The 20,198-nt window shown below is 70.5% G+C and carries 21 protein-coding genes, 3 pseudogenes and 1 riboswitch; of the genes and pseudogenes, 13 read left to right on the top strand and 11 right to left on the bottom strand.

The window, feature by feature from the left end; genetic code table 11:
- Nucleotides 1-65: 65 nt before the first annotated feature.
- Together AB0I10_RS32735 and AB0I10_RS32730 are read right to left on the bottom strand one after the other, a co-directional pair.
- Nucleotides 66-740: pseudogene (locus AB0I10_RS32735) on the bottom strand (RibD family protein); the annotation flags it as partial.
- Between the two features lie 62 nt (nt 741-802).
- Entirely contained in the window at nt 803-1,552 is a 750-nt protein-coding gene (locus AB0I10_RS32730; RefSeq protein WP_363156305.1) for a creatininase family protein, read from the bottom strand.
- A 156-nt stretch (nt 1,553-1,708) separates the two neighbouring features.
- Between AB0I10_RS32730 and ribA the strand changes: the two genes are divergently transcribed.
- Nucleotides 1,709-2,374: a GTP cyclohydrolase II gene (ribA, locus tag AB0I10_RS32725; protein WP_363156304.1), complete on the top strand. Its 666-nt coding sequence runs from the start codon at nt 1,709-1,711 to the stop codon at nt 2,372-2,374.
- Between the two features lie 129 nt (nt 2,375-2,503).
- On the opposite strand, the gene AB0I10_RS32720 is transcribed toward ribA, so the two are convergent.
- Nucleotides 2,504-3,274 carry a CbtA family protein gene (locus tag AB0I10_RS32720; RefSeq protein WP_363156303.1) on the bottom strand — a complete coding sequence of 257 codons (771 nt, stop codon included), beginning with the start codon at nt 3,272-3,274 and terminating at the stop codon, nt 2,504-2,506.
- A gap of 15 nt (nt 3,275-3,289) precedes the next feature.
- The gene (locus tag AB0I10_RS32715) at nt 3,290-3,508 is read right to left on the bottom strand and encodes a CbtB-domain containing protein (protein WP_363156302.1); all 219 of its coding nucleotides are present in this window, start codon (nt 3,506-3,508) and stop codon (nt 3,290-3,292) included.
- A gap of 43 nt (nt 3,509-3,551) precedes the next feature.
- Nucleotides 3,552-3,717, bottom strand: a riboswitch (cobalamin riboswitch).
- 101 nt (nt 3,718-3,818) lie between these two features.
- On the opposite strand from AB0I10_RS32715, the gene AB0I10_RS32710 reads away from it, so the two are divergent.
- A complete protein-coding gene (locus AB0I10_RS32710) occupies nt 3,819-4,412 on the top strand; it encodes a histidine phosphatase family protein (RefSeq protein ID WP_363156301.1) in 594 nt (197 codons plus the stop codon).
- 176 nt (nt 4,413-4,588) lie between these two features.
- Entirely contained in the window at nt 4,589-5,029 is a 441-nt protein-coding gene (locus tag AB0I10_RS32705; protein ID WP_363156300.1) for an SPW repeat protein, read from the top strand.
- A gap of 119 nt (nt 5,030-5,148) precedes the next feature.
- On the opposite strand, the gene AB0I10_RS32700 is transcribed toward AB0I10_RS32705, so the two are convergent.
- Nucleotides 5,149-5,445: a hypothetical protein gene (locus AB0I10_RS32700; protein WP_363156299.1), complete on the bottom strand. Its 297-nt coding sequence runs from the start codon at nt 5,443-5,445 to the stop codon at nt 5,149-5,151.
- Between the two features lie 221 nt (nt 5,446-5,666).
- Here AB0I10_RS32700 and AB0I10_RS32695 point away from each other — a divergent pair, with 221 nt between their 5' ends.
- From AB0I10_RS32695 to AB0I10_RS32675, 5 genes and pseudogenes are all read left to right on the top strand, one after another.
- Nucleotides 5,667-6,704 (top strand): methyltransferase, encoded by a 1,038-nt coding sequence (locus AB0I10_RS32695; RefSeq protein WP_363156298.1) that lies wholly within the window; start codon nt 5,667-5,669, stop codon nt 6,702-6,704.
- A 163-nt stretch (nt 6,705-6,867) separates the two neighbouring features.
- Nucleotides 6,868-8,691, top strand: coding sequence for an alkyl sulfatase dimerization domain-containing protein (locus tag AB0I10_RS32690; RefSeq protein ID WP_363156297.1), 1,824 nt, complete (start codon nt 6,868-6,870; stop codon nt 8,689-8,691).
- Nucleotides 8,692-8,755: 64 nt separating this feature from the next.
- Nucleotides 8,756-9,535 carry a 2,3-dihydro-2,3-dihydroxybenzoate dehydrogenase gene (locus AB0I10_RS32685; protein ID WP_363156296.1) on the top strand — a complete coding sequence of 260 codons (780 nt, stop codon included), beginning with the start codon at nt 8,756-8,758 and terminating at the stop codon, nt 9,533-9,535.
- Between the two features lie 59 nt (nt 9,536-9,594).
- Nucleotides 9,595-10,236 (top strand): isochorismatase family protein, encoded by a 642-nt coding sequence (locus tag AB0I10_RS32680; protein WP_363156295.1) that lies wholly within the window; start codon nt 9,595-9,597, stop codon nt 10,234-10,236.
- Between the two features lie 5 nt (nt 10,237-10,241).
- Nucleotides 10,242-11,540, top strand: a pseudogene (locus tag AB0I10_RS32675) (condensation domain-containing protein); the annotation flags it as partial.
- 30 nt (nt 11,541-11,570) lie between these two features.
- Here the strand turns inward: AB0I10_RS32675 and AB0I10_RS32670 are convergent.
- The 6 genes from AB0I10_RS32670 to AB0I10_RS32645 all read right to left on the bottom strand — a co-directional run bounded on the left by AB0I10_RS32670 (nt 11,571) and on the right by AB0I10_RS32645 (nt 16,444).
- A complete protein-coding gene (locus AB0I10_RS32670; protein ID WP_363156294.1) occupies nt 11,571-12,602 on the bottom strand; it encodes a serine hydrolase domain-containing protein in 1,032 nt (343 codons plus the stop codon).
- The gene (locus AB0I10_RS32665) at nt 12,602-13,528 is read right to left on the bottom strand and encodes a hypothetical protein (protein ID WP_363156293.1); all 927 of its coding nucleotides are present in this window, start codon (nt 13,526-13,528) and stop codon (nt 12,602-12,604) included. The genes AB0I10_RS32670 and AB0I10_RS32665 overlap by 1 nt, the downstream gene beginning before the upstream one ends.
- Nucleotides 13,525-14,502, bottom strand: coding sequence for a hypothetical protein (locus AB0I10_RS32660; RefSeq protein ID WP_363156292.1), 978 nt, complete (start codon nt 14,500-14,502; stop codon nt 13,525-13,527). Before AB0I10_RS32660 ends, AB0I10_RS32665 begins: the two co-directional genes overlap by 4 nt.
- Complete coding sequence (locus AB0I10_RS32655) at nt 14,499-15,197, bottom strand: hypothetical protein (RefSeq protein WP_363156291.1); 699 nt, start codon at nt 15,195-15,197, stop codon at nt 14,499-14,501. Before AB0I10_RS32655 ends, AB0I10_RS32660 begins: the two co-directional genes overlap by 4 nt.
- 11 nt (nt 15,198-15,208) lie before the next feature.
- On the bottom strand, nt 15,209-15,394 hold the full coding sequence (locus AB0I10_RS32650) for a hypothetical protein (RefSeq protein WP_363156289.1): 186 nt from the start codon (nt 15,392-15,394) through the stop codon (nt 15,209-15,211).
- Between the two features lie 261 nt (nt 15,395-15,655).
- On the bottom strand, nt 15,656-16,444 hold the full coding sequence (locus tag AB0I10_RS32645; RefSeq protein WP_363156288.1) for a GNAT family N-acetyltransferase: 789 nt from the start codon (nt 16,442-16,444) through the stop codon (nt 15,656-15,658).
- A gap of 22 nt (nt 16,445-16,466) precedes the next feature.
- Here AB0I10_RS32645 and AB0I10_RS32640 point away from each other — a divergent pair.
- From AB0I10_RS32640 to AB0I10_RS32620, 5 genes and pseudogenes are all read left to right on the top strand, one after another.
- Nucleotides 16,467-16,697: pseudogene (locus AB0I10_RS32640) on the top strand (hypothetical protein); the annotation flags it as partial.
- Between the two features lie 9 nt (nt 16,698-16,706).
- Nucleotides 16,707-17,336, top strand: coding sequence for a hypothetical protein (locus tag AB0I10_RS32635; protein ID WP_363156287.1), 630 nt, complete (start codon nt 16,707-16,709; stop codon nt 17,334-17,336).
- A 383-nt stretch (nt 17,337-17,719) separates the two neighbouring features.
- The gene (locus tag AB0I10_RS32630) at nt 17,720-19,075 is read left to right on the top strand and encodes a PepSY domain-containing protein (RefSeq protein ID WP_363156286.1); all 1,356 of its coding nucleotides are present in this window, start codon (nt 17,720-17,722) and stop codon (nt 19,073-19,075) included.
- A gap of 252 nt (nt 19,076-19,327) precedes the next feature.
- Complete coding sequence (locus AB0I10_RS32625; RefSeq protein WP_363156285.1) at nt 19,328-19,834, top strand: DinB family protein; 507 nt, start codon at nt 19,328-19,330, stop codon at nt 19,832-19,834.
- Between the two features lie 53 nt (nt 19,835-19,887).
- A partial coding sequence (locus AB0I10_RS32620; RefSeq protein WP_363156284.1) for a transposase occupies nt 19,888-20,198 on the top strand: 311 nt, incomplete at its 3' end.

The following is a 20,198-nucleotide window of genomic DNA, read 5'->3' as shown; positions in this document are numbered from 1 at the left end:
CCGGGCACACCATCGCCGAGCAGCACCGGCGCGACGGTGACATACAGCCGGTGCAGCGCCCGCTCCTCAAGGAACCGCGACACGGTGACGCCGCCGCCTTCGACCAGCACCCGGCCGAGGCCGCGGTGCGCGAGCGTGTCGAGGAGGCGCTGCGGGGCGAACGCCGCGGCGTCCGGGAGCGTCAGTACGTCAACATCGGGGCCATCGGGGCCATCGGGGCCGACCGCCCCGGGCACCTGCTGCCCATCCGGCCCCACCACCCACAGTGTCGGCGCCGCCCCGTCCGTGAACACCTGGCGCCGCAGCGGCACCCGGCTCCGGGGATCGAGCACGACTCGCACCGGGTTGTGCCCCGCGCACGCACGCACCGTCAGCTGCGGATCGTCCGCCACGGCCGTACCGGCCCCGACGATCACCGCATCGGCCAGCGCGCGCAGACGGTGCAGATGACGTCGGTCCTCCTCGCCGGTGACGTAGTCGGCATCGCCCGTGCGTGTCGCGATGAAGCCGTCCAGACTCTGCCCGAGCTGCGCGAACGCGACGCGGGGACCGGCCAGGCACAGCGGCAGATACCGCTCGGCCAGCCGCGCGGCCTCGGGTGAGGCGTCCTGTCCCCACCGCAGCCCGCCGTCCCCGTCCGGCACCAGACCGGCTGCCTCGGCGTCCCCGGCGGTCCGGACACGGCGAAGCCGGTTCCAGGCTGCCGCCGCGCCCAGCTCCGCGGGTGACGACTCGGTCATGCGACGCCGCTCCTCAAGCATTCCTCACGCCATTCCTCACGCCGCTCCCCACCTTCGCGTCCTCACCCTCGCGGGTCCCGGCCGAGCAGCGCCGCATACTCACCGAACGCCTCGACCAGACCGGCCAGCAGTTCCTTTCCCTTCCGGGCGGATGCCAGGGACGGTCGGCCGATGACCCCGGTTTCGGTATAGGCGGCCATACCGAGGGTCAGCAGATGCTTCCGCTCGTCCGCCACGTGATCGGCCGATTCATAACCGGGCCTGACCAGTTCGGGATGGGCGTGCAGCAGAATGGACGTCTCCAATTCCCCCGCATGCATATCGCTGTGCGAAGACGTCCGTACCCCGGCCCGTGCGCGTGCTGCGTCCCAGTCGGCCGAGCCGGGGAAGAGGGCCATACGCGTCCCGCTTCCGGCGGATTCCTGAACCACGTTGCGCAGCACGTAATTTCCGCCGTGGCCATTGACGAGAATCAGGGTGCCGATACCGGACCGGCGAAGCGAATCGGCGATATCCGTCACCACGGCGTGCAGGGTCCGTGCCGAAATGCTGACGGTTCCCGGCCATGCGGCATGCTCGTGCGAGCAGGAGATGGTCAGCGGCGGTAGCAGCTGGACGGGGTGGGCCGCGGCGATTTCTCCCGCGATGGTGCAGGCGATCACGGTATCGGTCGTCAACGGGAGAAAAGCGCCGTGCTGTTCGAGGCTGCCGATGGGGAGTACGGCTGTTTCCGGCTGCCGTGCCCGTACGTCCTCCGTGGTGTCGGCCGGCAGCAGGCCGAGGGCCGGAGTCCGATGTCCCGAAGCGGTCATGGTGTGAAGCATAGGCCGACAGGGGGCAGCGCGTGCCGTGCGGCGGGCGCTTCGGCGGCCTGCCGCCAACCCATCGCACAGGACGCCCACTTGGGACACCTTGTCGTGATGTGAGCGAACGGAGCGGATCGTTTCTTCACTGGGTACCATCGCGGCATGACGGACCCCGATGCTGATGTCGATGTTGATGTCGTGTTGCATGACGCCGCTCGTGTGGAACGGATGGTGGAGGTCCGATTGCCCACCACCTACGGTGAATTCCTCGCCGTCGGCTATCTGGACCGCCATCGCGGAATCGAGCAAGTGGCGCTGGTCCATGGCGATGTCATGGGGGAGACGGCGCTGACCCGGGTGCATTCAGAATGCCTGACCGGAGATGCCTTCGCGTCCACGCACTGCGAATGCGGCGATCAACTGTCCGCCGCACTGGAGGCGATAGTGGCGGAAGGGTGCGGCATTCTCGTCTATCTCCAGGGTCATGAGGGACGGGGAATCGGACTGCTGGCCAAGCTTCAGGCGATGCGGCTGCAGGAGGACGGGCTGGACACGGTCGAGGCGAATATCGCACTCGGTCTGCCGGTCGACGCCCGCGAATACGGCGTCGCGGCCGAGATGCTGCGGGACCTCGGCGTCCACTCGGTGCGGCTGCTGTCGAACAATCCGCGCAAGCGCGAGGCGCTGATCGGACATGGCATCACCGTGGCCGAACAGGTCCCGCTGCTGATGCCGCCCCGCGCGGAGAACATCCGCTATCTGCGGACCAAACGGGAGCGGCTCGACCACGACCTGCCGCACCTGGACGGCGTCCGTGGCCTGTTCTGACGAGCGCAGTGAGGAAGGCCCCGCAGCGAAATGGTCTTGCAACGGTCTCGCAGCAGAAAGGCCACGCAGCGAAAAAGGCCCCGCGATCGGCGTCGCGGGGCCTTCCTCGATGTTCCGGCGCGTGCCGGGTCAGGTCGCCGCCGGTGCGGCCTCGGTCTCGGCCTTGGCCTCAGTGGCAGCCGCGGCTTCCTTGGCCGGTACGACGCGCTCCGCGAGATGACCGAAGATCAGCCCGAAGGCGGTCCACAGCACCAGTTGAACGGCGAGCGTCGACAGCCGGAACTCCCAGAGCGATGTGCCGGGGAATCCGTGCGGCACATTGTCGTAGGCCGGCAGGAAGGCGTACGCGATCCCGATGGCGACCACGAACGCGGCGCCGCCCGCGACCGTGGCGTACCAGTTGCCCAGCTTGGGAGCGAGGCGCCGGCCGAGAATCGTCGCGCCGACGGCCAGCAGGATGCCGAGCAGCATCATCAGGAAGTACAGGGCGGTGCGCTGGCCGATGGTGTCGGGGTCGCCGACGGCCGGCGGGTTGGCCGGGTACTTCAGGAACGGTACGAGATAGACCAGCAGCGCCCCGCCGGACACCAGGACGGCCGTGGCCCGGGTGCTGAAGCGGCCGATCCGGCCCAGTGCGAAGCAGAAGACCAGGGCGGCGATACCGCCCAGCGCCACGCCGTAGACCAGGATGCCGGTCGCCAGGCCCGCTGTGGACTGCATACCGCGGCTGACGGCCTCCACCTCGTGCTCATGGCCGTGGCTGTGGCTTTCCTCGAACGCGATCGCGGCGTCCACCTGCGGTTCGCCCAGGAAGTAGGCGACGACGAGGGTGAGGACACCGGCCGCCAGACCGGCGAGCATGCCGCGCACCAGAAGATTTCTGATGGTGAGGGAGTTCATGGGTGCGGCGTCCGATCAGTGGCAGGGGAAGCCGAGCAGGTGGCGTCCGTCGTGGACCCACTCGTGAACGTCCGTACCGGAGAACACCGAGGTGGCACCCTGCTCCGCGCCGATGAAGTACAGCAGGACCAGCATCAGGACGCCGACGAACAGTGCCCAGGGGGCGAGCGCCTTGAGGGGGAGCGGGGCCGGGGTGATGGTGCCGGCGGCCGGCGGAGCGATGGTCTGAGCCATGGCAGGACCTCCTGAGAAGGGGAACTCGCGTCCCTGTAGATGGAGTGCGTAACGACATGCCGGGTCTGGCTTGCCCGGTCCCGGCCCTGCTGGGCTGAGTCAAAACCGGACATACAGTGGCGCGACCGCGCCGGGATCCCACCGGCTTCCGTCATGTCGTCGTCAATATCATCGGGAAGGTATCGCGAACCGGCCACATGGCCAAGGCCGCACAGGGGGCGGAGGGGCGCAGGACAGGGCGCATCGGCCGGTCAACTTCCCCTGGTGGGCGATCTGTTGTGGATGTCCGGAAAGAGCTGGGGAAGAGTGCATGACAACTCGGGTGACGTTGATCTCACCGGCCGCGGGTTTGGCGCAGCGCGAGGTGCGCTTCGACGACGACGGTCCGTTGAGCGAGGCCGGACTGCGCCGCGCCCGGACCGCCGCCGGAACGCTGCCGGGCGCCGACCGGATCATGGTCTCGCCGTCGATGCGGTGTCGTCGTACGGCCGAGGAACTCGGGCTGCCGGCGGAGCCCATGCCGGCGCCGGCGGGCTGTGCGATGGGCCGGTGGCGTGGCCGGAGCCTGGCGGAGGTGGCCGACGCCGAGCCGGAGGCGGTGTCCGCCTGGCTCTCGGATCCCGGCTTCGCGGGGCATGGCGGCGAATCGCTGCGGCAGCTCTGCGACCGGGTCGGGGCCTGGCTGACGGGGGTGGCCGCCGAGTCGGGGCGCGTGCTCGCCGTAGTGGAGCCGGATGTCGTGCGCGCCGCCACGGTGTGTGCCCTCCGGCTCCCGATGGAGGCGTTCTGGCGGCTGGATGTGGCCCCGCTGACCGCGACCGAGCTGAGCGGTCGCAGCGGGCGCTGGAACCTGGGGCTGGGTCGGTCGCTGGGCCATGGAGGCCGTGAAGAGGGCAGTGGATGAGGCCGTGGGCGAGGTCGGGGGTAAGGGGTTGCGGGCGCGGTGCGCGACAACACCGCTGCCGGGAAAATTGCCGCCTCCACCATCTACACATAAAGGCGACATAAGTGCAGAATAAAGGTGCGCGGCCCCATGCCACGCGAATCCGGCCAGGCTTGCGGACGAAGGAGGCGAGTCGCATGGCCGACGTCTCACACACCAGGGGAGACCTCGCAGGTCACCCCGACGCTTCAGAGATGGCAGCTCGATACGACCGCGTCCTCGGCGGGCGTGACGTAGTACTCGTGGACGGACCGGTGTTCCTGGTCGGCCTGTACTGCGCCATTTCACCGTGGGTCATCCATTTCGCGGCCTCACAGCCCGCACTGGTCCTGCACAACCTCATCCTCGGCATCGCGATCTCGCTGCTGGCGATCGGATTCACCGTCACGCCGGACCGTATGTACGGCCTGAGTGGTGCGATGTGCGCGATGGGCGCATGGCTGATCATTTCGCCTTGGGTCGTCGGGAGCAGTCCGGACGCAGGCGTCATCGTGAACAACATCGTCATCGGCGCCCTGACGCTCCTGCTGGGTGCGATGTGTGTCGGCGTGGCAGGGAAGAGCCGCCGTGCCACGTGATGCGCTCCCTTCGGGAGCGTGCGTGTGAAAAGCCGCCGGCCCGCTCGCCGTCCGTAGACGGTGGGCGGGCCGTGCAATGTGTCTCCGGGCGTTCTGTGGCACCGGGGGTGTTCGGGGCCCTATTCCGCGCCCCGGTCGGCCCGCCCGTGGGTGGGGGCGGTGCCGGGGTCGAAATACTCCCCGGAGAGACCGGCCAGCATTAACCCGCCCGCGATGAGCAGGCCGTGCGCGAGCGCGATGCCCGTGGCCAGGCCGCCGATCGCGGCGGCCAGCACCAGCCAGGCGGTGCCGGGCCGGTCCACAAGCGGCCGCCGGGCGCCGCAGGAGCCTGTCGTGCGGGCGCGAGGACGCGGCGCGGCGTCGTGGCGGAACCTCTCGGCGAGATCGCAGAGTTGGCAGTTGTCGTCGGGGGACACGGGGGCGTCCCTCCTCTCCCGGCAGGGCTGAACCGGCGTGCCGTACGGGCGGGTTGAGTGGGGGGCGTTGCCTCGAATTCCGGCGAACTTAGGTTTACCTTACTGAGGCGGGCTAGGCTGGCGCTGCGGGCCGGACGTACAGCGTCACAGGCGTTGTTGTGCCCTGCGGAGCCCTGCCCGTAACGCCGTTGACCAGAGACGATTCAGAGAGGTGCCGCACCATGCCGCAAGAGAATCAGTCATCCCATGAGGCCCGGGACACGCTGGCCCGGATCGTGTTCGGCGCCATGGCGACACATGCGGTGGGCGCCGCAGTCCGTCTACGGGTCGTCGATCTGATCGGCGACGGTGAGCGCACGGCGGACGAACTGGCGGCGGAGTGTGCGGCCCAGCCCCAGGCGATGGGCCGGTTACTCCGCGCGCTGGCCGGGCTGGGACTGCTCGTCGAGGGCGCGTCGGGCGGCTTCGCCGTCACCCCGGTCGGCGACCTGCTGCGCGGCGACCGGCCGGAGTCGCTGCGGTCGTTCGTGCGGCTGTTCACCGACCCCGCCATACTCCGTGCCTGGGAGCACCTGGGTGACAGTGTGCGCACCGGCGGACCGTCGTTCGACGCGGTCTTCGGCAAGGACTTCTTCGGCTATCTCGCCGAACAGCCGGAACTCTCCGCCGAGTTCAACGCCGCGATGAGCGAGGCCACGCGCGATACGGCCGCTCGGGTGCCGGCGGCGTTCGACTTCGGCTCCTTCGCGACCGTGGCCGATATCGGCGGTGGTGACGGCACCTTGCTCGCCGCGATCCTGGCGGCACATCCGGCGCTGACCGGCATCGTCTTCGACACCGCGGAGGGCCTTGCGCAGGCCGCTGCGAAGCTGGAACGCGAAGGGCTGGACGGCCGCTCCTCCCTGGTGGCCGGGGACTTCTTCGCCACCGCTCCCGAAGGCGCGGACCTGTATCTCCTCAAGAGCGTGATCCATGACTGGAACGACGAGCAGTGCGTGGGCATCCTCCGGCACTGCCGGCGGGTCATTCCGGACGGCGGCCGGCTGCTGATCGTCGAGCCGGTGCTGCCGCCCGTCGTGGACCCGTCCGCCGCCGGCGTCTATCTCAGTGATCTCAACATGCTGGTCAATCTCGGCGGCCGGGAGCGTACCCGGGACGACTTCGAGCGGCTGTGCCGCGACGCGGGTTTCGCGGTCCGGACCGTCACGCCGCTGCCGAAGCCCAACCGCTTCTCCGTCATCGAGGCCGCGCCGGTGTGACGGCCGCCCGGTGCGACGCCCGCCCTCGGATACGTGGGGGCGGGCCGCCGCCGAAGGCGCGTGACTCTGGCCCGCCCAGGCATGCAATAACCGGCCAAATTCGGGTAAATCTCCCTTGTGGGTCATCTGACGGTGGCCTGACACGCCGGAGAGGTGGCGCCCTGTGACTGCTGTGCCCGTCGACGACCACCAAGACTTCGCGGATGCCGACCGCGGCTTCATCGCCCTGCTCGACCCGCCCCAGGTCGTCACGGGGGACGGCCGGGTGGTCTGGGACGCCGAGGCCTATGACTTCCTGGCCGGAAACTGCCCCGACACGGCGAACGAGAGCCTGTGGCGCCAGGGCCGACTGGTGAGCAGACAGGGCCTGTACGAGGTGACCGAAGGCATCTACCAGGTGCGCGGCCTCGACCTGTCCAACATGACCCTGGTCGAGGGGGAGCACGGGGTCATCGTCATCGACCCGCTCATCTCGGCCGAGACCGCGGCCGCGGCGCTGGAGCTCTACCGCAAGCACCGCGGTGACCGACCGGTCACCGGCCTGATCTATACGCACTCGCACCCGGACCACTTCGGCGGCGGACGCGGTGTGCTGCCGAACGGTCACGATGCGGTACCGGTCCTCGCCCCGGCCGGCTTCCTGGAGCACGCGGTCAGCGAGAACGTGTACGCGGGCACGGCCATGGCCCGGCGCGCCGCCTATATGTACGGCGCGGAGCTCCCCAAGGGGCCGGCCGGCCAGATCGGCTGCGGCCTCGGCACCACCAGCTCCACCGGCACCCTCACCCTCATCCCGCCGACCGTGGACATCACCAGCACCGGTCAGGAAGAGATCGTCGACGGAGTGCGCATCGTCTTCCAGCTCACCCCGGGGACCGAAGCGCCCGCGGAGATGAATTTCCACTTCCCGGCGCATCAGGCGCTGTGCATGGCCGAGAACGCGACCCACACCATGCACAACATCCTGACGCTGTGTGGTGCGGTCGTCCGCGACACCAGGATCTGGTCCCACTACCTCAACGAGGCCCTCGCCCTCTTCGGCGACGACGCGGAGGTTGCGTTCGCGTCCCACCACTGGCCGACCTGGGGCCAGGACCGGATCAGGGCCCTGCTGGCGAACCAGCGCGACCTGTACGCGTATCTGCACGACCAGACGCTGCGGCTGCTCAACGAGGGGCTGACCGGCACCGAGATCGCCGAGGAGCTGCGGCTGCCCCCGAGCCTGGACAGGGTGTGGGCCAGCCATGGCTACTACGGCTCGCTGAGCCATAACGTCAAGGCGATCTACCAGCGCTACATGGGGTGGTTCGACGGAAACCCCGCGCATCTGTGGGAGCACCCGCCGGTGGAGCAGGCCAAGCGCTACGTGGAGGCCCTGGGCGGTGTCGACGCCACGGTGGAGAGCGGCAGACGGTACGCCGGCGCGGGCGATCTGCGGTTCGCGGCCACGCTCCTGAACCACGCCGTCTTCGCCGACCCCGGACACTCCGGCGCGCGGCAGGAGCTGGCCGCCGTCTACGACCGGCTGGGCCATGGCTGCGAGAACGGCACCTGGCGCAATTTCTACCTGACCGGCGCCAGGGAGCTGCGCGGCATCCCGGCCGAGGTGCGGGTGGGCAGCAGTAACCCCGAGGTCGCCATGGCGCTGACCGTCGATCAGCTCATCGATTCGCTCGCCATCCGCGTCGACGGCCCCAGGGCCTGGGCATCCGTGCTCACCATGGACTGGTATCTCGCCGACGAGGACCGCACCTGGCATCTGACGCTGTCCAACGGGGCCCTCACCCACCGCAGCACGGCCGGCGCGCCGACCGCGTCCGACGAACAGCCGGACCTGACCCTCACCCTCACCAAGCCCCAGCTGCTGGGCCTCCTCGCCGGCCGGGGGACGGCCGGCGTCACCCAGGAGGGCGAGGCCGGCGCGCTGAACGAGCTGCTCGGCCTGCTCACCACCCCGGACCCCGGCTTCCCCATCGTCACGCCCTGACCCTCACCAAGGCACGCGAAATTAGGTTAGGCTTGCCTAAGTTGAATCGAGGGAGGGGTAGGGCATGCGGGAAACCGAACTTTCCGGGCGGACGGCGCTGGTCACCGGTGCCGGCCGGGGCACAGGCGAGGCCGTGGCCCGGCTGCTGGCCGAGCGGGGCGCGCGGGTGGTCGCCGTCGACCGGGACGCGGACGGCGTCGCCGCGCTGGAGGCCGCACACGGTGCTGCGCGGATCACCGCCCGTGCCGTCGACATCACCGACCGCTCGGCCGTCGACGAGCTGGTGGACGAGGCCGAACGCACCGTCGGGCCGCTGGACATCCTCGTCAACGTGGCCGGCGTGCTGCGGGCCGGGTCCGTCGTCGAACTCACCGACCAGGACTGGGCGGACACCTTCGCCGTCAACACCACCGGCGTCTTCCAGGTCTGCCGCGCCGTGGCCCGCAGAATGACCGCCCGCCGGTCCGGCAGCATCATCACCGTGGGGTCCAACGCGGCGGGCGTGCCCCGCGCCGGCCTGGCCGCGTACACCGCCTCCAAGGCCGCCGCGACGCTCTTCACCAAAAGCCTCGGCCTCGAACTGGCCCGCAGCGGCGTGCGGTGCAACGTCGTGTCGCCCGGCTCCATGAGCGCCCCCACACAGCGGCAGCCGTGGACCGAACCGGACTCCCGCAGCCGCGTCGTCGAGGGGGACCTCACGGCCTGCCGCGTCGGCATCCCGCACGGCCGGCGCACCGAAGCCGTCGACATCGCCGAGGCCGTCGGCTTCCTCGTCTCGGACCGCGCCCGCCACATCACGATGCACGACCTGTACGCCGACGGTGGCGCGGCGCTGCACGCCTGAACCGCCGCGCCCGCGGGCTGCCCCGGCCCGCCCCCTCCCATATCCGCGAAAGGCCCCCCATGCCGCTCCCTGCCATCGCCCCCTACCCCATGCCCGGCCCGGCCGTGCTGCCCGCGAACCGGGTCGGCTGGACCGTGGACCCCGGCCGGGCCGTGCTGCTCGTGCACGACCTGCAGAACTACTTCCTGCGCGCCTTCACCCAGGACGCCGCGCCGCTCACCGAACTCCTCGACAACGTGGGCCGGTTGACGAAGTGCTGCCGCGCGGCCGGCATCCCCGTGGTCTACTCCGCGCAGCCCGGCGGCCAGACCCCGGCCCAGCGCGGACTCCAGCAGGACTTCTGGGGCGATGGCGTGCCGGACGACCGGGACGCCGAGGGGATCGCGGCGGCCGTCGCCCCGCAGCACGGTGACACCCTGCTGACGAAGTGGAAGTACAGCGCGTTCGCCCGCACCGATCTCGCCGAGCAGATGTACGACCTCGGACGCGACCAGATCGTCATCGTGGGTGTGTACGCGCACATCGGCGTGCAGCTGACCGCCGGTGACGCATGGATGCGGGACATCCGGCCGTTCGTCGTCGCCGACGCGGTCGCCGACTTCTCCCAGGCCGACCACATCCAGGCGCTGCGCTGGGCCGCGCGCACCTGCGCGGCCGTCACCACCACCGACGCCCTCGTCCAGGACATCGAGGGGGCCTGACCGTCATGCCCCTGACGCTGCAACGGATCCGCGAAGTGCCGCTCACCGCCGCCCAGACCGGTATATGGCACGCGCAGGCCCTCGACCCCGACAGCCCCGCGCAGAACACCGCGGAGTGCATCGAGATCCATGGCCCGGTGGACCCGGTGCTCTTCGCCGAGGCGCTGCACCGGACCGTCGGCGAGGCCGACGCACTGCGCGTACGCATCGAGGAGACCCCCGACGGACCACGGCAGTCCGCCCTCGAAATCGAGCCGCCGGGGCACGGCTTCCCACTGCACGCGACGGTCCTCCTCGATCAGGGCGATCCGGACGCGGTCGCCGACGCCTGGATGCGCGACGACCTCGCCCGCCCCTTCGACCTGGCCACCGGGCCACTGTTCCGGCACGCCCTGTTCCAGGTCGGCGAGCGCCGCTGGCTCTGGTACCAGCGGGTGCACCGCATCATCCTGGACGGCTTCGGCTACGCCCTGGTCGCCCGCCGGGTCGCCGAGGTCTACACCGCACTCGCCGCCGGGCAGGAGGCCGGGCCCAGCCCCTTCGGACGGCTCGCGGACCTGCGCGCCGAGGACACCGCGTACCGCAATTCCGAGGCGTACGACATCGACCGCGCCCACTGGCGCGACACCTTCGACGGCCGGCCCGGGGCGGCCACCCTCACGGGGCGCACCGCCCTACCGTCGCGTACTTCGCTGCGCAGCACCGCCCGCATCGGCCCCGACGGCACCGCCAGGATCGAGGCGCTGGCCGGTGCCATCCACGCCACCTGGCCCGAAGTCCTCATCGCCACCCAGGCGTTGTACGTCGCCCGTACCACCCGCACCACCGAGGTCGTTCTCCGGCTGCCGATGATGGCCAGGACGGGCCCCGCCGCGCTGCGCGTCCCCGCCATGGTCATGAATGTGCTGCCGCTGCGCCTGACCGTCACCGCGCAGACCACCTTCGCCGAGCTCACCCTGCAAGTGGTCCTCGGTATCCGCGCTGCCCGCCGCCATCAGCGCTACCGCCACGAGGACATCCGCCGCGACCTCGGACTGCCCGGCGCGCTGTGGGCGCCGGCCGGCCCGCTGGTCAACGTCATGCCCTTCGACTACGGACTGGAGTTCGCCGGCGCCCGCAGCGACGCCCGCAACGTCGCTGCCGGACCCGTCGACGACCTGACCGTCAACATCTACGACCGGGGCGACGGCGCGGGGCTGCGCATCGACCACGATGGCAACCCCGCGCTGTACGAGGAGCGTGAACTCGCCGCCCACCAGGCCGGATTCCTGGACCTGCTCGGCCGGATCGCGGATGCCGACCCGCATGCGTTGCTCGGACGGTAGGGCGGCCCCTCACACCGTGGAGTCGCCGGCCAGCGCGTACAACAGCTCATAGGCGGTGGTCACCAGGTGGCAGGTGCGGCCGCGGCGGGTGGCGACGGCGGCCAGGCCCGTCAGGGACGCGGGGTGGTAGCCGAGGAACGCCTGCTGGCCGAAGGTCGCCCCGACGTGGAAGAGCAACGGCCCGCCCGCGGCCGGATGCTGATACCAGGTCAGAGTGTGGGTGTCGCGGTGCCGCCAGCCCCGGCGCAGCTGCGGGACCTGCACATCGAACAGCGGCAGGGGCATCGTGGTGGCCTCGGGGGAGAGGTGCGCTTCGAGGTAGGTGAGCAGATCGTCAGGGGTGGCGCGGACGGCACCGGCGGCGATGAAACCGCCCATGTCGGAGGTGGGGACGGGCGCGTTGCCGGTCTTGCGGTGACCGACGGCGTCGGTGCCCGTGGTGCCGGGGCTCAAGGTGGTGCCGGTCAGCTTGAGGGGGTGCAGCACACGGTCGGTCAGCAGGGTGGCGTAATCGGAGCCGGCGGCCCGGGACATGGCCGGGCCGAGCAGCGCCAGCCCGAAGTTGGAGTAGCACCAGCGGGTGCCGGGAGGGTGCCGGGTGCGGGTGCGGGCGAAGGTGCTCAGCAGACGCTCGGTGTCGTACCGGGTGTAGGCGTTGCCGTACGGGTGCAGCAGGGCGCCGGCAATCAGATCGCGGGGGATACGGGGCAGCCCGGAGGTGTGGGTGGCCAGATGCCGGAGGGTGATCCGGCGCGAGTTGGCATACGGGAGCGGCAGGTCCGGCAGATGGGCGGCGAGCGGGTCGTCGAGCGACAGCACGTCGGACCGGGCCAGTTCGGCGAGCAGCAGCACGGTGTAGGTCTTGGAGAGCGAACCGAGCTCATAGCGCAGCGCATGGCGGGGTGTCGGCGGTGCGAGCGCGGTGCCGCCGGTGATGACGGTCCGTCGGTCGTTCCGGGTCACGGCGAGCACGACGTCCGGGGCGTCGATCACGGTGAGCGCCTCCGCGAGGCGGTCCGCGAGCAGGCTGTCCCGGCTCATCAGGCGACGTCGGCGGAGAGCGCCCGGGAGGTGGCCATCGCTGAGGCGAACGCGGCCACCAGGGTGGGGTGGTGGACGACATCGAAGACCTCCGCCGGATCGCCGTCCGGCATTCCGCGCTGCATGGGCATGGCACCGGACTCGGACTGCGCGGCGGCGTACCGCTCCCACACCCGCGCGTCCAGTGTGGGCCGCGGCAAACACGCGTCGACGAAGAGGAGTTCGCCGAGCAGATCCCAGTGTTCGAGATCCGCCCAGTCGTCCATCCAGGCGGGCAGGTACAGCTCCAGGTAGGTGGCGATCGCGGGTGGGATACGGTCCGGGGCCTCGCCCCAGTTGGTGAGGTGGAAGACGGTGTGGGTGATGTCGTAGGCGATGTGCAGCTGCACCGTCCACGGTTCGGGCCGCCGGCCGAGCCAGGTGCGTTCCACGGCCCGGTCGAAGTCGGCGCTGGGCGTGAGCCCCATCTTGCGTTCGGCGTTGAGCACGCCGAGCCGCCGGTTGGGCACCACCTCCAGCGCCGTCCAGGTGGTGGTGCGCCGGCTGACCTCCATGGCCGACTCCAGGCCGGGATGCCGGTAGCCCAGTTCATGGAAGGCCGCATAGATCTCGATGGGAACGGGGGAGAGGGGCTCGTCGTGCTGGAGGGCGGCCAGTACATTGCCGCCGTCCAGCAGCTCCCGCCAGGCGAAGTCCAGCAACTGCCCGGCGCGGGCGTGCTGCCGGGAACCGGCCACGCCCTCCCGGAACAGCACCTGCATATTGATCACCAACTCCCCGATGGGCTTGAGCCGTTCGATGACGGCGGCGCCGGTGGTTTGGTCCTCGGGGGTCAGCCGAAAGTGCTCGCGGTGCTCGTCGAGCCAGGTCAGAGCCCGGTCACCGACACCGTGCAGCATTGCGGGGGGTGCGGCCGTCACTGTCACGGGGCTGTCTCGCTTTCGCAGGGGATGCGTTCGGCCACCGCCGCCCCGGCACCGCCCCGGGCCCCGGCCTCGTCGGAGGCGATACGGGCCAGGGTGCCGGCGAAGGCGGTCACCAGGGTGGAGTGGTAGCAGGCGGTGAACGCCTCGCCGGGGTCGTCCGGGCGCGGCAGGTCGCCGATCTCAGCGACGCTGCCGTCGGCGGCCTGCGCATCGGCCAGCCGCTGCCAGGCCACCGGGTCGTACGGAGCGGCGGGCAGGCAGGCGGTCACCGCCAGCAACTCGCCCACCAGGTCCCACACTTGTTCCGCCAGCCAGTTCTCCAGCCAGGACGGCAGCCAGAGGCGCAGATAGCCGGCGAGTTCCGGGGACAGCCGCCGGCGGGCGCGTCCCCAGTCGGTGAGGTGGAAGACATCATGGGTCACGCCGTACGCGGCCTTGCGGTCCAGCGCCCATGGCTCCGCGAGCCGGCCGAGGCCGGTCTGCGCCAGCACGGCGTCGAAATCCGTGTGGTGCGACAGCCCGATGCGTCGCTCCGCGTTGAGCACGCCGAGCGTACGGGTGTGATCGTCGCGCGCCACTCGCCAGCTGCGCAGCCCGGTCGTCGTCCGCACCAGCTCCTCCACACCGGCGTTGCGCAGGCCGGCTTGGGCGAACGCCCCGTAGAGCTCCACGGGATAGGTGGCATGCGGCTCGCCGTGGATCAGCTCGGCGAACACCTCCCCGTCACGCGTCTCGTGCCACGCGAAGGCGAAGAGCCCGTCCGCCACCGCACGGATGCCGGCGCACGGATGCGCCGCACCGATGAACTGGGTCAACTCGGCCAGCTCGCCGAGCGGTTTGAGGGTCAGATTGGGATCGGCGTCCGTCGTCACGTTCTCGGGCAGGTGGAAGGACGCGCGGGCCCTGTCCAGCCACCCCAGGCTGTCGCCGACCAAACGGTCCAGCAGCCCCGGGTCGCCCCGGCCGCCGGTCACCACCCCCGTCCGTAGAACCGCTGGGCGGCCACGACATGCAGCGTCACCCGGGGATCGCCGCCGCTCATCTGACGGACGAAGGCCAGCCCGCTGTCCAGGCCCAGCGTCGGCGGCACCTCTGGCAGTCGGGCCAGCCAGCGGCCCAGGCCCGCCGCCTGCAGCCAGTCCCGGCGGCGCACCGCACGGACGAAACCGCGGGCCAGATCGCCGGTGCGCGCCGCCAGCTCGTCGTCGAGCGACGAGCCGAGTCCGGGCAGCGCGAGCGCGGCCAGTTGCGACACCCGATGGGCAAGCTTTGGCCAGGGATCGCTGGTGACCCAGGCCGCACCGACCTGCGGTGCCGGGGGCCAGTGGTTCGCGCCACCGGGCAGAAACGCGTGCGAGGCCTCGACCAGGCCCCGGTAGCTCCACACCGACACCTCCGAGGCGTCCGCTTTCGGTGGGAAGGCCGCGAGGGCTTCCCGTACGACCGTCTCGTCCTCACCGCCGGGTCCCGCCCGGTGGTCCAGCGCATACGGCGCGAGCGCGTCGGCGCCCAGCACCCGGATCGCGGCCAACGCCAACGCATCGCCCTGCCGCAGAATGCGGGAGAGCGCATAGGGGTCGCCCTCACCCCGTTGGGCGAGGGCGACCCCAGATGCGGCATCGGCGACCACAGCGCTCAGTGGGACTGCTCCCTGCGTCTGCTCTGCCAACGCACTGCCCCTTAGCGGGCGTCGGGCTTCGGACGGGGGGTCGGAGGCGAGGCCACGAGCAGGCCGAGCAACACCAGGCCGCCCCCGCACTCGCGGGTATCGCGGAACACACCGTCAGGTTCGGCGGGTTCCACCAGGCCCTCGACCTCGGCGTCCAGGGCGGCTGCCTCGATCCGGGCTGTGCGATCCGTAACCATTGGAACCATCTCCTTCTTCGGTGAGGTACCAGCTCACACAGCCTTACATCCGCCACATTCGGTCGCAAGCGGTGTAAATCGGTGGAAAGAGCTCCCTTGTGAGGCTCCGATATTCACCCGGCCGGTCGGAGGTCACCTCAACTTCCCTGCCCTGCACGGTCATTGGGCCCCTCCGCAGGCCGTCTCGTCATCACCCTGCGTATTCATCGACCGTGGCATTCGGGTGTACAGGGGATGTATAGGTGGCGGCGCGGGCCGGCGTTATGGGGCGATGTACGGGGTGGTCGTGCTCAGGGTGGTGAAGCCCAGACGCCGCAGAATCGGGCGGCTCTCATCGGACGCATCCACCTGTACGTAGCGAACGCCGCGCTCCCCGGCGATGCGGGCGCGGTGGGCGACAAGTGCCCGGTAGACGCCCCGGCCGCGCCAGGCGGGCAGGGTGCCGCCGCCCCACAGCCCCGCGAAGTCGGTCCCCGCGGGCAGTTCCATCCGCGCCGCGGACACCGGCAGGTCACCGGCCATCGCCACGGTCATCACGACCGAGTCCGGATCCTCGGCGAGCCGGCCGAGCAGCCGGTGCCGCAGCCGGGCGCCGGGCGTACCGAAAACCTGCTCATGCACGCTCACCATGAGCTCCACGCCGGCCGCGTCGGTCACCGGCACCAGTCGCACGCCCTCGGGCGGCGCGATGTCCGCCGGCGCGGCGTTCGCGCACAGGTCGTGCACCGGCGCCACCATCAGCGCCTCCGCCGGCTCCGCTGCGAAACCGGCCGCCAGCAGCCGTTCGCCGAGATCAGCGGGCCGGTCATGGGCGTACACCTTCCACTCGAACGCACGCCCGAGCGAGGCGAAGTGCCCCACCTGTGCCGCGATGGCCGCATCGACGCCGGACTCGTCCAGGTCCGACCACACGACACCGTTCCAGTCGTCGGGGCCACCGACCTGACGCACCACGTCGCCGTCCCGCTCCACCCGGGCGCCGGGGGAGTCGGCCGGTACGTCGTGCCGCATCTGCCGGTCGAAGAGGGCCAGCACCGCATTGTCGTCCACGTCTTCTATGTCCTCGTCTTCGCTCTCCTGGGCGGAGATCGATGCCGACTTCGGCGATGCGCCGCTGCTGCTGGCCACCACTATGGACGGGCGCCGACTGGACAAGGCGGGCGCTCAGCTGGTGGTGCCCTCGGATCGCTGCGGGGCGCGCTATATCAGCGCGATCACCGGCATCTGGGTCGGGACCTGCGCTGCTCCCGAAAATTTGTCTACCACTGCACGACTTCGAACAGCCGGTGGGCAGCCTGTGTAAGTTGACCCCGTGCAGATACCGGGAAGCAGCGCGAGGCGGGCCATACGTGGCCTGACGGGCGCGCTGTTGAGTCTGCTGCTGGGCTGCGTGAGCCACGTCTCAGCAGGTGGCCGGCTTCCCGGGCCGGAGTGGCTCGCAGTCACGTTCGCGGTGCTCGCCGTGGCGGGCGTGGGGCTGACCCGCAGGCGCCGGGCCTTCGACGTCCTGGTGTTGGTGCTGGGCGGGGCCCAGTCGGTCCTGCACATCGTCCTCCACACGGCCGCGACGGCCGCCGAAGTCCCGGCGGTGCCGTCAGGTCATCTGTACCATCACGGCGGGATGGCGTCCGGCACGACACCGGACCGGGCCGGCACCCATTACGCGGTGCACGACGGCGCCCATGTGATGTCCGCCGGCATGACGCTCGCGCACGGCGCCGCGGCCCTGGGCACGGCGGTGTGCCTGGTCTACGGGGACCGGCTGCTGCGGCGGCTGGCCGCGATGATCGTTCCGAGGTTCCGGCTCCTCCGGCTGTCGCCGTTTCCGGCCGCCACGCCGAGGCTGTTGCCGTGCGGCCCGCTGGTGCTGGTCGCCAGGTACGGGGTGCTGCTCGCGTGCGGCCTGCCGCGCCGAGGGCCGCCGCTTCCGCTACCGGCCTGACGACAGTTCGCCCCCCGCCGCACCCTCCTCATCGCGCGACAACGATGCGCGTGGGTGGGTATGACGTGCTGCCATTCCTCGAACGTGAAGTCAGGCCGCTTCGCGGCTTCTGCTGCGTTTCCTGCCACGCCGCTGTGAAGCGGCGGTTCCCTCATCTGACTTCGCGCTGAGCGTCTGCGGGCTTGCCTGCGGGCGCGTACCTGGAGTTCCGCATGTCCACTTTGTCTGAAGAGCCGCCATCCAGAGCCGGTACCGAACCGACCGGCCAGTCATCCCACGCAGACGCCTCTGCGGCGACCGCAACCGCGACCGCACCACCCCCCTCTCCCACCAACGATGTTCCTCAGGCGAATCGTTCCCGGCGCGGGGTGCGGGCGCTGCTGATGCGCCTGCACTTCTACGCGGGTGTGTTCGTCGCACCGTTCCTGGCCGTGGCCGCCCTGACCGGGCTCGCCTACGCCTTCGCCCCGCAGCTCGACCAGCTGGTGTACGGCAACGAGCTGACCGTAGAGAAGGCCGAGGGCAGGCCGCACTCGCTGAAGGACCAGGTCACGGCCGCCCGCACCGCTCACCCTGAGGGGACGCTGGCCTCGGTCATCACCCCTGCCGCCCCGGAGGACACCACCCGTGTGGTGCTGGCCGTCCCCGAGCTGGGCGAGAAGCGGCGCACCGTCTTCGTCGACCCGTACACCAACGAAGTCAAGGGCGCGCTGACGACCTCGTTCAACTCGACGCCCATGACCACCTGGCTCGGCGATTTGCACCGCAACCTGCACCTGGGCGAATTCGGTCGCCTGTACTCGGAGATGGCCGCCAGCTGGCTGTGGGTGATCGTCGCCGCCGGTCTGGTGCTGTGGCTTGTGCGCGGCCGGTCCAAGCCCGGCAAGCCGGTCCGGCGGGCGCTCCTGCCGGACCGCAGCGCCCGCGGTGTCCGCCGTACCCGCAGCCGGCACGCCACCATGGGTGTCTGGCTGGCCGCGGGCCTGTTCTTCCTCAGCGCCACTGGCCTGACCTGGTCCACCTATGCGGGCGCCCGCTTCGAAGCAGTGCTGGACCAGGCCCACGCTCGCACCCCCGAGCTGAACACCTCCCTGTCCTCCACGCCCGGCGGCTCCCACGGTGAGCACGCACACCATGGCGCACCGGGCACCGCGAAGCAGGCCGCTGATCCCATCGCCGATGTCGGCCCGGTCCTGGCCACCGCGCGGGACGCCGGGCTCACCGGCACCGTCCAGCTGACCCCGCCGGCGGACGAGCACAGCGCCTGGTCCGTCGCGCAGAACGACAAGGTGTGGCCGGTACACCTGGACCAGGTCGCCGTCGACGCCGGCACCCGCGAGGTCACCGCCCACAACCGGTGGTCCGACTACCCGCTGCTGGCCAAGTTCACCAAGCTCGGCATCCAGCTCCACATGGGTGTGCTCTTCGGCCTGGCCAATCAGCTCGTGCTCGCGGCGATCGCCGTCGGCGTGCTGTTCATCACGGCTTGGGGCTACCGCATGTGGTGGCAGCGCCGACCCACCAGGGAAGACCGCAGCGCCGCACTGGGCAAGCCGCCCGTCCGGGGAGCTTGGCGTCAGCTGCCCCTGCCGGTTCTCCTCCTCGGCATCCCGGCCGTGGCGGCCGTGGGCTGGGCACTGCCGGTCCTCGGCGTCACCGTCCTGGGCTTCCTGGTCGTGGACGTAGCCGTCGGGCTCGTCCAGCGCTACCGCCGCAGCCGCATCGCCGCATCCCGGTAGGCCAACCATCCGTCTGCCGTGAGGGGGCGCACCCGCGTACCCCTCACGGCGGACGGTGAAGCAGGCGCATCAGTGGGCGGCCGCATCAGTTGGCGGCCACACCGTCGAGCCGTCTGGTCCAGGTCGCGTCGCAGAGGCTCGTCTAGGGCCTGTCCGGCGGATCATGTCGGGCGGCCGGCAGTGGGTGGAGCAGGTTGGGCCCTCCGCGAAATGCCTCGACATCGGTCGGGGTGATCGGGGATGCTTCGCGCGATGATCAGAATCAACGACACGCCGCCCGCATGGGACGAACGCACCCAGCTCACCACGTTCCTCGACTACGCACGGGAAACCGCCCGCGCCAAGTGCGACGGCGTCTCGGCGGAGAACGCCCGCAAGGCGCTCCTGCCGGGCTCACCGCTGATGACCATGAGCGGAGTGATCAACCACCTCCGTTGGGTCGAGTACTACTGGTTCCAGGTGGTCTTCCTCGGCGAGGAAGACCGGGCCCCCATGACGGATGAAGACCCCGACCGCGAGATGCGTATCGCCGTCGACTTCCCGCTCACGCAGTTGCTCGACGAGTACGCCGAACAGAGCGCCCGCTACCGCGAACTGGTCGCCGGGAACGACCTGGACAAACGGGCCGAGGGAACCATCCGCAACGGCCTCCACGTCGACCTGCGCTGGATCCTCCTCCACCTCACCGAGGAGACAGCCCGCCACAACGGCCACCTGGACATCCTGCGCGAGATGCTCGACGGCACGACCGGCGACTAGTACTGCAACGGTGTTTGTTGTGACGGTTGGGCAGGCGGGTCGTTGGTCTGAGTATGGGTGGGGACCTTGCTGATGTCAGGGTGTGGGCCGGTGAACTGGACGCTGTGCATGGCCGGTTCGTGCATCGGTTTTCCAGGACGGAGCCGCGGGAGTCGGCGCTTGGCTATATGCGGGGACTGATCGCTCCACTGGAGCGGAAGAACGGCTGGACCCTGGCCGAACAGGCCGGTCATGCCGCTCCGGACCGTATCCATCGACTGCTGAACCGGATCGAGTGGGAAGCCGATGAGGTCCTCGAGGATGTGCGCGACTACGTCGTCGAGCACCTCGGCGACCAGGACGCGGTGCTCATCGTGGACGACAC

This window comes from Streptomyces sp. NPDC050636, from assembly GCF_040654775.1.
Classification (GTDB): Bacteria; Actinomycetota; Actinomycetes; order Streptomycetales; family Streptomycetaceae; genus Streptomyces.
The sequence above is the reverse complement of the archived record's forward strand: the minus strand, read 5'-3'. Positions and strand labels throughout refer to the sequence as shown.

Excerpts from the sequence above, each read along its gene's own strand:
- AB0I10_RS32730 (WP_363156305.1), bottom strand. The coding sequence starts at position 1,552 with ATGACCGCTTCGGGACATCGGACTCCGGCCCTCGGCCTGCTGCCGGCC.
- ribA (WP_363156304.1), top strand. The coding sequence starts at position 1,709 with ATGACGGACCCCGATGCTGATGTCGATGTTGATGTCGTGTTGCATGAC.
- AB0I10_RS32720 (WP_363156303.1), bottom strand. The coding sequence starts at position 3,274 with ATGAACTCCCTCACCATCAGAAATCTTCTGGTGCGCGGCATGCTCGCC.
- AB0I10_RS32715 (WP_363156302.1), bottom strand. The coding sequence starts at position 3,508 with ATGGCTCAGACCATCGCTCCGCCGGCCGCCGGCACCATCACCCCGGCC.
- AB0I10_RS32710 (WP_363156301.1), top strand. The coding sequence starts at position 3,819 with ATGACAACTCGGGTGACGTTGATCTCACCGGCCGCGGGTTTGGCGCAG.
- AB0I10_RS32705 (WP_363156300.1), top strand. The coding sequence starts at position 4,589 with ATGGCCGACGTCTCACACACCAGGGGAGACCTCGCAGGTCACCCCGAC.
- AB0I10_RS32695 (WP_363156298.1), top strand. The coding sequence starts at position 5,667 with ATGCCGCAAGAGAATCAGTCATCCCATGAGGCCCGGGACACGCTGGCC.
- AB0I10_RS32685 (WP_363156296.1), top strand. The coding sequence starts at position 8,756 with ATGCGGGAAACCGAACTTTCCGGGCGGACGGCGCTGGTCACCGGTGCC.
- AB0I10_RS32680 (WP_363156295.1), top strand. The coding sequence starts at position 9,595 with ATGCCGCTCCCTGCCATCGCCCCCTACCCCATGCCCGGCCCGGCCGTG.
- AB0I10_RS32670 (WP_363156294.1), bottom strand. The coding sequence starts at position 12,602 with ATGAGCCGGGACAGCCTGCTCGCGGACCGCCTCGCGGAGGCGCTCACC.
- AB0I10_RS32650 (WP_363156289.1), bottom strand. The coding sequence starts at position 15,394 with ATGGTTACGGATCGCACAGCCCGGATCGAGGCAGCCGCCCTGGACGCC.
- AB0I10_RS32630 (WP_363156286.1), top strand. The coding sequence starts at position 17,720 with ATGCGCCTGCACTTCTACGCGGGTGTGTTCGTCGCACCGTTCCTGGCC.
- AB0I10_RS32625 (WP_363156285.1), top strand. The coding sequence starts at position 19,328 with ATGATCAGAATCAACGACACGCCGCCCGCATGGGACGAACGCACCCAG.